The following is a 9,220-nucleotide window of genomic DNA, read 5'->3' on the forward strand; positions in this document are numbered from 1 at the left end:
AGCGTTTTGGTTACTTTTGCGCTTTTCAAAAGTGACCCGCTGTAAGAGCGGAACCCATAGTCGCCATTACAAAAATAACGGATATGCCCCCGATTCATCGCGCCCACCCCGGCCTGCGCTTTTGCACAAACGCCTGAGTCCCCTCAACCCCTTCCTCACCACAAACCGCCTCGGCAAACCACTCGGCAGCCTGGTCCAACAACGGCCCCAAAACCTGCTCACCACTGGCCAGCAGCAACGCCTTGGTCCGCGCATTAGCCCCCGGAGCACACCGCAAAACCTGCCCCAACACCTCATCCAGCCGCTCCGCCAACGCCTGCGGATCGTGCTCCACAAAATGCACCAACCCCAACCGCAGCGCCTCAACCCCATCAAACCGCGCCGCCGTCAAAGCCAGCCGCCGCGCCTGGGTCAGCCCGATACGCTTCACCACGAACGGGGCAATCTGCGCCGGCAACAACCCAAGGCCGGTCTCCGGCAACCCAAACTGCGCCTGATGATCCGCAATCGCCACATCACTGACACACACCAACCCAAACCCGCCGCCCAACACGGCACCCTCAAGCACCACAATCACCACCTGCGGCAGCGCCTCCACTTCCTGCAACAGCGTGCCGAACGCCCGGTTCAACGCCTGCAAGCCTCCCGCGGCTCCCGCGCGAGCCATGTCCTTCACATCGCCACCGGCCGAAAAATGCCCACCCGCGCCGCTGATAACCAACGCCCGCACGCTCTTGTCCCCAGCCACATCGGCCAGTACCGCACGCAGTTCGTTGACCATTTCCAGGCTCATGGCATTGCGGCTGTCCGGCCGATTGAGGGTCACATGCAGCACCCCGTTATGCGGTTCCAGCAACAACGTGTTCACGACTTTCTCCCCGGCAGGGTGCCCATCAATTTACAGATGATCCCCAGCATGATCTCGTCCGCCCCACCACCAATCGACACCAGCCGCACATCGCGATAAGCCCGGGCCACCGGGTTGTCCCACATGAACCCCATGCCGCCCCAATATTGCAGGCAACTGTCGCTGACTTCCCGGCCCAGGCGGCCGGCCTTGAGCTTGGCCATGGAGGCCAGGCGCGTCACGTCCTGGCCCTTGATGTACTGCTCGGTGGCCTGGTACACCAGCGCCCGCAGGCATTCGATTTCGGTGGACAGTTCGGCCAGGCGGAAGTGGATCACCTGGTTGTCGATCAGCGCCTTGCCGAAGGTCTTGCGTTCCTTGCAGTAATCGATGGTGCTGTCGATGCAGTACTCCAGGCCCTTGACCATATTGGCCGCGCCGAACAGCCGCTCTTCCTGGAACTGCAGCATCTGCATCATGAATCCCGCACCTTCATGGCCGATACGGTTGCGCTGGGGGATGCGCACGTCGTCGAAAAACACCTGGGCGGTTTCCGAGCTGTGCATGCCGAGCTTTTCCAGGGGCGGGCTGACGCTGATGCCGGGGGTGTTCATCGGCACCATGATCAGCGACTTGTTGATGTGCGGCTTGTCGTCGGAGGTGTTGGCCAGCAGGCAGATGAAGTCGGCGCTCGGTGAGTTGGTGATCCACATCTTGCTGCCGTTGATCACGTAGTCGGTGCCGTCCTTGCGGGCATGGGTTTTCAGCCCGGCCACGTCGGAGCCGGCGCCGGTTTCCGAGACGCCGATGCAGCCCACCTGTTCGCCGCTGATGGCCGGGCGCAGGAATTCTTCGCGCAATTCATCGGAGCCGAAGCGGGCGAGGGCCGGGGTGCACATGTCGGTCTGCACGCCGATGGACATCGGGATGCCGCCGCAGCGAATGCTGCCGAACTCTTCGGCGGCGACGATCGAGTAGCTGTAGTCGAGGCCCATGCCACCGAATTTTTCCGGCTTGGAAATACCCAGCAAACCGAGGTCGCCGGCCTTGCGGAAGATCTCGTGGATCGGAAAGCGTCCGGCCTTTTCCCACTCATCCACATGCGGGTTGATCTCGCGCTCGACAAAGCCACGGACGGTGCGACGCAGTGCTTCGTGTTCCTGGGTGAAGATCATTTTTATTGTTCTCCCTATGGGGACGCGGGGCGTCCCGGGCTGCATTCCCACGCGGAGCGTGGGAACAATCATCAAAACCGCGCTGCACCAAAGCTGTTGGGCTGTAGTTGCCGCACCTCGGCCTCGTGGCAGATGTCCAGCAGAAACCCGAGCAAGGTCCGTGTATCCCGTGGGTCAATCAGCCCGTCGTCCCACAGGTTCGCGCTGCCATAAAGGGCGGTGGACTGGCTGTCGAGTTTCTGTGCGGTGACCTGTTCGAGCATGTCGAGCACCTTGGGGTCGGGCACCAGGCCGTCTTTCAGTTGCTTGGCTTCGGTGACGATCCGCAGCACCTTGCCCGCCTGGGCGCCGCCCATCACGGCGGTGCGACTGTTGGGCCAGGCGAAGATAAAACGCGGGTCGAGCCCACGGCCGCACATCGCATAGTTGCCGGCACCGTAGGAGCCGCCGACGACGATGGTCAGTTTCGGCACCCGCGCATTGGCCACCGCCTGGATCATCTTCGCGCCGTGCTTGATCACGCCTTGCTGTTCCGACTCGGTGCCCACCATGAAGCCGGTGGTGTTGTGGAAGAACAGCAGCGGTGTCTGGCTCTGGTCGCACAGCTGGATAAATTGCGCGGCCTTGCTCGCACCCTTCGGGGTGATTGGCCCGTTGTTGCCGATAAAGCCACAGGCGCGGCCCTGGATATGCAGGTGGCCGCAGACGGTGTGCGGGTCGAACTCGCCCTTGAATTCGAGGAAGTTGGAAGCGTCCGCCAACCGCGCGAGGATTTCGCGCACGTCGTAGGGCTTTTTTGGATCGTCGGGGATCAGCCCCAACAGCTCGTCAATCGGGTACAGCGGCTCGCTGTAAGCGCGCTTTGGCACAGGCGGCAAGCGGTCATCCCACGGCAACAGGCTGACAATCTCACGCACGATGCGCACGCCGTCAGCGTCGTTTTCCGCCAGGTATTCAGCGGTGCCGGCGGTTTGCGCATGCATCTCGGCGCCGCCCAGTTCTTCATCGGTGGCGACTTCGCCGGTGGCGGCCTTGAGCAGCGGCGGGCCGGCCAGGAACAGCTTGGCCTTGCCACGCACCACCACCACGTAATCCGAAAGACCCGGCTGATAAGCGCCGCCCGCCGTGGCCGAGCCATGCACCACGGTGATCTGCGGCAGGCCCATGGCCGACATCCGCGCCTGGTTGGCGAAGCTGCGGGCGCCTTCGACGAAAATCTCGGCGGCGTAGTTGAGGTTGGCGCCGCCGCTTTCTGCCAGCGTCACCACCGGCAGTTTGTTTTCCATGGCGATCTGTTGCAGGCGCAGGGATTTTTTCAGGCCCGAGGGGGAAATGGTCCCGCCCTTGATCGCGCTGTTGTTGGCCACCACCAGCATGCGCACGCCGCTGACGTAGCCGATGCCGGCGATCAACCCGCCCCCAGCGGCGCTGCCGTCTTTGTCATCGTGCAGTTTGTAGCCGGCCAGGCTCGCCAGTTCAAGGAACGGCGCGCCGGGGTCGAGCAATAAATTCAGGCGTTCCCGTGGCAGCAGTTGCCCGCGCTTGTCGAACCTGGCCTTGGCTTCGGCGGCCTTGCCCAGCAGGTTTTGCTCCAGCTGGCGCAATTGATTGACGCCCGTGAGCATCGCTTCGCGGTTCTGCGCGAATTGCGGGCTGTGGGCGTCGAGTTGCGAGTCGATCACCGGCATGGCTTATTTCTCCTCCTTGAGCACGTCCGGCAAGTAAGCCCGGTGGAAACCATTAAAGGACACGCTCGGCGGTTGCGCCTTGTGCAGCGGCCAGGCGCGGCTGCCCAGGCTGGCGGCGCCGTCGATGCGCAAGGTGCTGCCGCTGACGAACGCGGCGGCGGGGCTGAGCAAGAACACAATCGCCGCGCTGACTTCCGATTCGGTGCCGATGCGCTTGAGCGGTACATGCTCGCGCAAGGTCGGGATCACCGCCTTGAATGCGCCTTCGTAGGTGTCCATGCCGCTGGAGGCAATCCAGCCCGGCGCCACGGCGTTGACCCGCACCCCGGCGTAACCCCATTCAACGGCGGCGGTCTTGGTGAGGTTGTCCATGCCCGAACGTGCCGCACCGGAGTGGCCCATGCCGGGCATGCCGCCCCACATGTCGGCGAGCATGTTGACGATGGACCCGCCGTGCTTGCTCATGCTCTGGTTGAACACTTCCCGGGCCATCAGGAAACCGCCCACCAGGTTGGTGCGCAACACGGTTTCAAAGCCCTTCTGGTTGATCGACGCGAGCGGCGAGGGGTACTGGCCGCCGGCGTTGTTCACCAGGCCATGAATCGGGCCGTGCTCCTGCAGGACCTGGCCGACCAGCGCCTTGACCGCTTCTTCATCACGAATATCGCAGGCCTGCCAGCTGGCGCGACCGCCGTCCTCACTGACCTCCGCCGCCACCGTTTGCAGTTTTTCCGGCTTGCGCCCCACCAGGATCACATGGGCGCCGAGGGCTGCCAGCTCGTGGGCGGTGCAACGGCCAATGCCACTGCCGCCGCCGGTAACGATGATGGTCTGCCCCTGGAACAGGTCGGCTTTGAAGATCGAGTCGAAGGCCACGGCGTGGGTCCTTTAAGTGAATTGATCGGCAATGTGCTGCGGCACGGCAATCGGGATTTCCAGCAACTGTTGGGCGAAGGCCTTGCCTTGGGGATCGATGCGCAGGCTGGCAATCCCGCCGCCACCCAGGGCGTTTTCCAGCAGGAAGTTCAGGCTGTGGCTGCCGGGCAAATACCAGCGCTCGACGCGGCCGTGGATCGGGTCGAGCACGTGGCTCATCCAGTCGACGATCACTTCGGGCGTCAGTGCCTCGGCGATCCACGGCAGGTAGTCGGGCTCGCGGGCGATCACCCCGATGTTGCTGTGGTTGCCCTTGTCGCCGGAGCGGGCCACGGCCAGCTTGACCAGCGGCACGTTGGCGTCGGCGCGGCCTTGGGGTTTGGGCGGATCGATCAATGCGATCGAGGTGTTCAGCGGTTTGGCGACGGGCAATTCGCAGGCATGCCGTTCGCCAAGGAAGTCGACCTGCAATTGGCAGGCGCTTTTATCGATCAGGAATGAAAACAACCGAATCAGCGGGTACACCGTGGGTCGCCCGCCGACGATTCCGGTGAGCCCCGGCGCCATGCCGGTGGCCGCCTGGGCAATCTCCCGGGCGAACAGCACCAGCGCCTGTTTGCTGGGGTGACGCACCGCCAGTTTCACCACCACTTCGCGGCAGTCCTGGCGTTGGGCATGGGGGCCGTAGGTGGCTTCGCTGCCCAGCAGTTCGATGTTGATGTCGGTGTAGGGCGCCCAGCCGCGCTGGCTGAACAGCTCTGAGGTCTTGTTGATGATCGCCTGGCTGACCCGTTCGGCCTTGGCCACCGCGTCGATCCCGGCGATCAGGCAACTGGCGGTGCAGCGAAAACCATCCGGGTAGGTGGCGCTGATCTTGTACTGGTCGGTGGGCGGCAGGCCTTTGGCGCCGTGCAGGTGCACGCGGTTTTTGCCTTGTTGCCGGAGCTTGACCTGGCTGAAGTCGCAGATCACGTCGGGCAACAGGTAGGCGCGCGGGTCGCCGATTTCATACAGCAGTTGCTCGGCGACGCTCAGTTCGCTGATCAGTCCGCCGGTGCCCTCGACCTTGCTGACGGTGAACTGGCCGTCGGCACTGACCTCCACAATCGGGAAACCGATGTGTTCGTAGTCCGGCACCTCCCGCCAATCGGTGAAGTTGCCGCCGGTGCACTGCGCGCCGCATTCGATGATATGCCCGGCCAATGCCGCCTGGGCCAGGCGGTCGTAGTCCTGCCAGGACCAGTTGAATTCATGCACCAGCGCTGCGCTGACCACTGCGCTGTCGACCACACGGCCGGTGATGACGATATCGGCGCCCAGCTTCAACGCCTGCACGATACCGGGCGCGCCGAGGTAGGCGTTGGTGGATACGCACATCGGCGGCAAGGGCGCGCCGCTGAACATGTCGGTGACGCCGTGCAGTTGCTTGAACTGCGGTTGCAGGTCATCCCCCAGCAGTACGGCGATCTTCAACGGGATTCGGGCCTGGTCGCAGGCCGCCTGCAACGCGGCGGCGCAGGCCTGGGGGTTGATCCCGCCGGCGTTGCTGATCACGCGGATGCCCTGGCGCTGGATATCCGCCAGCAGCGGCGTCAGCACCTCGACGAAATCCGTGGCATAGCCGGCCTGGGGATCTTTCATTCGCGCTCCGGCGAGGATCGACAGGGTGACTTCCGCCAGGTAGTCGAACACCAGGTAATCCAGCGTGCCGCCGTGCACCAACTGCGCAGCGGCGGTGCAGGTGTCGCCCCAGAAGGCGCTGGCGCAGCCGATGCGTACCGTCTTGTTCATGGGGCGTCCTTCCTCTGGTTTGCTGGCACCCACACTACCAAGCAAGCGCTTGGTTTGTAAACTCTGGTCATAACTTTGCCCCAAGCGCTTGCTTGGTTGGCTGCCACGGCCTAAATTGCCGCCCAAGACGTAACCAGAAGTTAAGGAGAGCAGCATGGATGAGCAAAAAGCCCTGCGGGTGATGCGCACCATGGTCGACGCCGGCCAATTGACCGACCCCGACAGTGCCCGTGGCAAGCTGCTGCAAACCGCGGCCCACCTGTTTCGCAACAAGGGTTTTGAGCGCACCACCGTGCGTGACCTGGCCGGCGCGGTCGGGATCCAGTCCGGCAGCATCTTTCATCACTTCAAGAGCAAGGACGAAATCCTGCGGGCGGTGATGGAGGAAACCATCCACTACAACACCGCCCTGATGCGCGCTTCCCTGGCCGAGGCGAGCAACGTGCGCGAGCGGGTGCTGGCGCTGATTCGTTGCGAATTGCAGTCGATCATGGGCGGCAGTGGCGAGGCCATGGCGGTGCTGGTGTATGAATGGCGTTCTCTGTCGGCCGAGGGCCAGGCCCAGGTGCTGGCCTTGCGCGATATCTACGAAGAGATCTGGTTGCAGGTGCTGGGGGAGGCGAAAAACGCCGGTTACATCAAGGGCGATGTGTTTATCACGCGGCGTTTCCTGACGGGCGCCTTGTCCTGGACCACCACCTGGTTTCGCGCCCAGGGCAGCATGACCCTGGAGCAACTGGCCGACGAAGCCTTGCTGATGGTGTTGAAAGCTGACTAGCCCTTTCGCGCAAGCTATTAATTGTGTGGCAGAAAGTTGTCTCGATAGACAAAAACGCCTAGCTTAGCGGGATCAAAGTTTTCGACGGTGTGTGCCTTGATGTTTTCGCCTTGGCGATTGGCTGCAGGACTCTCAATATGGGCACTTGGCGCACTGTGGCTGATGCCTGCCTCGGCCGCCCAACTGGTGAGGGTCGGTGCTGCGCATTTCCCGCCATACACCGTGCGCCCGGAGCAGGGCGCCGACACCGGGTTGCTGCCGCAACTGGTGGAAGCCTTGAACGCCCTGCAAACCGACTACCAGTTTGTGCTGGTACCCACCTCGATTCCCCGGCGTTTTCGCGACTTCCAGCAAGGTCGGGTGGACATGGCGATCTTCGAAAACCCCAAGTGGGGCTGGCAGGATATTGCCCACACCGATGTCGACATGGGCCTGGAGGATGCGGAAATCTTCGTGGCCCAGCAGGAGCCCGGTCGCGACCAATCGTATTTCGCCGACCTGACCGGCAAGCGCCTGGCGGTGTTCAGCGGCTATCACTACGCGTTCGCCAACTTCAACCCCGACCCCAAGTACATGGCGGAGCACTTCAACGCCACCTTGACCTATTCCCACGACAGCAACCTGCTGATGGTCGCCCGGGGCCGGGCCGACATCGCCCTGGTGACACGTTCCTACCTCAGTGATTTCCTGGTGCGCAATGCCGATACGGCGGGGCAGTTCCTGGTGTCCGAGCGGATCGACCAGGTGTACCACCACTATGCGTTGCTGCGGCCCAAGGCGCCGATCACGGGGCCGGCGTTCGCCGGGCTGCTCAAGCAGCTGAGGGACAACGGCCAGTTGCTGAAGATCTTCGAGCCTTACCGCATCGATGTAATGCCGGTACCGTGATCGTCTAAATTTTTGCCCTCGGCTCACGTCACTTGTTGAACTGTCGACGATTCGTGAGCCCATCCCATGTCCAATCTGAATGACCTGTCAGTGCTGCCCTTGCCGGCGGGACCCGCCCTGAATGCTGATGAAACTGATAGCCGCCTGAGCCTCACCCTTGAGGGCCAGCCGCTGATTCGCCTGCGCCTTGAGCGGGGTGATGAGGTGCAGGTGCATTTGCAGGAGCCCGCCAGTGTGCCGGCTGCCCGTGCCTTGTGGGCGGCGTGTTATTGGCTGTTTGCCAGGGAGCCCGGGCGTCAGCGACTGGTCTGGTGTCTTGAGCATGCGCCGGAAGATGCCTTGCGCAGTGGGTTGCTGGTGGCGACCGGGGTTGCCGGGCAGTTTCATTGCGAGCGCACGTTGTTCTGGCAGTTGCCGCAACCGTGGCTGGGGCAATCTCTCACGGGGACTTATCCGCAGCAGATGATCATCAGCGGTGGCAAGCGTCATCCTGCCCGTGCGCCGAAGCCGCGGGGCGAGGTGTATCGGCGGTTTGATGCGCGGCTGGGGGCGTGGATTTCACTGCGTACGGTGGAGATTGATGTTGATCTGGCGCGCTTCAATCGTTGGCAGAACAGTGCGCGGGTGGCGAATTTCTGGCAGGAAACCGGCAGCCTGGAACAGCATCGGGAGTATCTGGACAAGCTGGAAGCGGATCCCCATGCGTTGACGTTGATTGGCTGTTTCGATGATGAGCCGTTTGCTTATTTCGAGGCGTATTGGGCGAAGGAGGATCGGATTGCGCCGTTTTATGACGCGGCGGATTACGATCGCGGGATTCATATGCTGGTGGGCGAAGAGCACCACCGTGGTCCGCACAAGGTAGCGAGCTGGTTGTCGGCGCTGGTGCATTACTTGTTTCTCGATGATCCGCGTACGCAGCGTGTGGTGGCTGAGCCTCGGGCGGATAACGGGAAGATGATTGGGCATATGCAGAATCAGTGTTTCCACTGTGAGAAGGAGTTTGATTTTCCTCATAAGCGGGCGGCGTTGATGATTCTGGGGCGGGAGCGGTTTTTTGAGCGGTGTGGGTTGGTTTGACTGAGCAAAAAATCTGAGTGCACGAAGATCAAATGTGGGAGCGGGCTTGCTCGCGAAAGCGCAGTGTCAGTCAATGCATGTGTGACTGATCCACCGC

At 62.6% G+C, this 9,220-nt stretch carries 8 protein-coding genes; 3 read left to right on the top strand and 5 right to left on the bottom strand.

All coding sequences use genetic code 11. The features are described 5' to 3' along the window. Window positions 1–94: 94 nt before the first annotated feature. The 5 genes from ACW9I6_RS27410 to ACW9I6_RS27430 all read right to left on the bottom strand — a co-directional run bounded on the left by ACW9I6_RS27410 (window position 95) and on the right by ACW9I6_RS27430 (window position 6,377). A complete protein-coding gene (locus ACW9I6_RS27410; protein ID WP_008431696.1) occupies window positions 95–868 on the bottom strand; it encodes an enoyl-CoA hydratase/isomerase family protein in 774 nt (257 codons plus the stop codon). After that, window positions 865–2,022, bottom strand: coding sequence for a citronellyl-CoA dehydrogenase (gene atuD / locus ACW9I6_RS27415; RefSeq protein WP_087695085.1), 1,158 nt, complete (start codon window positions 2,020–2,022; stop codon window positions 865–867). Before atuD ends, ACW9I6_RS27410 begins: the two co-directional genes overlap by 4 nt. Before the next feature lie 71 nt (window positions 2,023–2,093). Then, window positions 2,094–3,710, bottom strand: a complete 1,617-nt coding sequence (gene atuC / locus ACW9I6_RS27420; RefSeq protein ID WP_008431693.1) for a geranyl-CoA carboxylase subunit beta — start codon at window positions 3,708–3,710, stop codon at window positions 2,094–2,096. Window positions 3,711–3,713: 3 nt separating this feature from the next. Continuing rightward, window positions 3,714–4,586: an SDR family oxidoreductase gene (locus ACW9I6_RS27425; protein ID WP_177023351.1), complete on the bottom strand. Its 873-nt coding sequence runs from the start codon at window positions 4,584–4,586 to the stop codon at window positions 3,714–3,716. A gap of 12 nt (window positions 4,587–4,598) precedes the next feature. Beyond that, the gene (locus ACW9I6_RS27430) at window positions 4,599–6,377 is read right to left on the bottom strand and encodes an acyclic terpene utilization AtuA family protein (RefSeq protein WP_457340047.1); all 1,779 of its coding nucleotides are present in this window, start codon (window positions 6,375–6,377) and stop codon (window positions 4,599–4,601) included. A gap of 154 nt (window positions 6,378–6,531) precedes the next feature. On the opposite strand from ACW9I6_RS27430, the gene ACW9I6_RS27435 reads away from it, so the two are divergent. From ACW9I6_RS27435 to ACW9I6_RS27445, 3 genes are all read left to right on the top strand, one after another. Further along, a complete protein-coding gene (locus ACW9I6_RS27435) occupies window positions 6,532–7,155 on the top strand; it encodes a TetR/AcrR family transcriptional regulator (RefSeq protein WP_087695088.1) in 624 nt (207 codons plus the stop codon). Window positions 7,156–7,254: 99 nt separating this feature from the next. Then, on the top strand, window positions 7,255–8,043 hold the full coding sequence (locus ACW9I6_RS27440; RefSeq protein ID WP_083853176.1) for a substrate-binding periplasmic protein: 789 nt from the start codon (window positions 7,255–7,257) through the stop codon (window positions 8,041–8,043). 66 nt (window positions 8,044–8,109) lie between these two features. Further along, window positions 8,110–9,123: a GNAT family N-acetyltransferase gene (locus tag ACW9I6_RS27445; protein WP_003209026.1), complete on the top strand. Its 1,014-nt coding sequence runs from the start codon at window positions 8,110–8,112 to the stop codon at window positions 9,121–9,123. Window positions 9,124–9,220 lie beyond the last annotated feature (97 nt).

The organism is Pseudomonas sp. SDO5522_S412 (assembly GCF_054071215.1).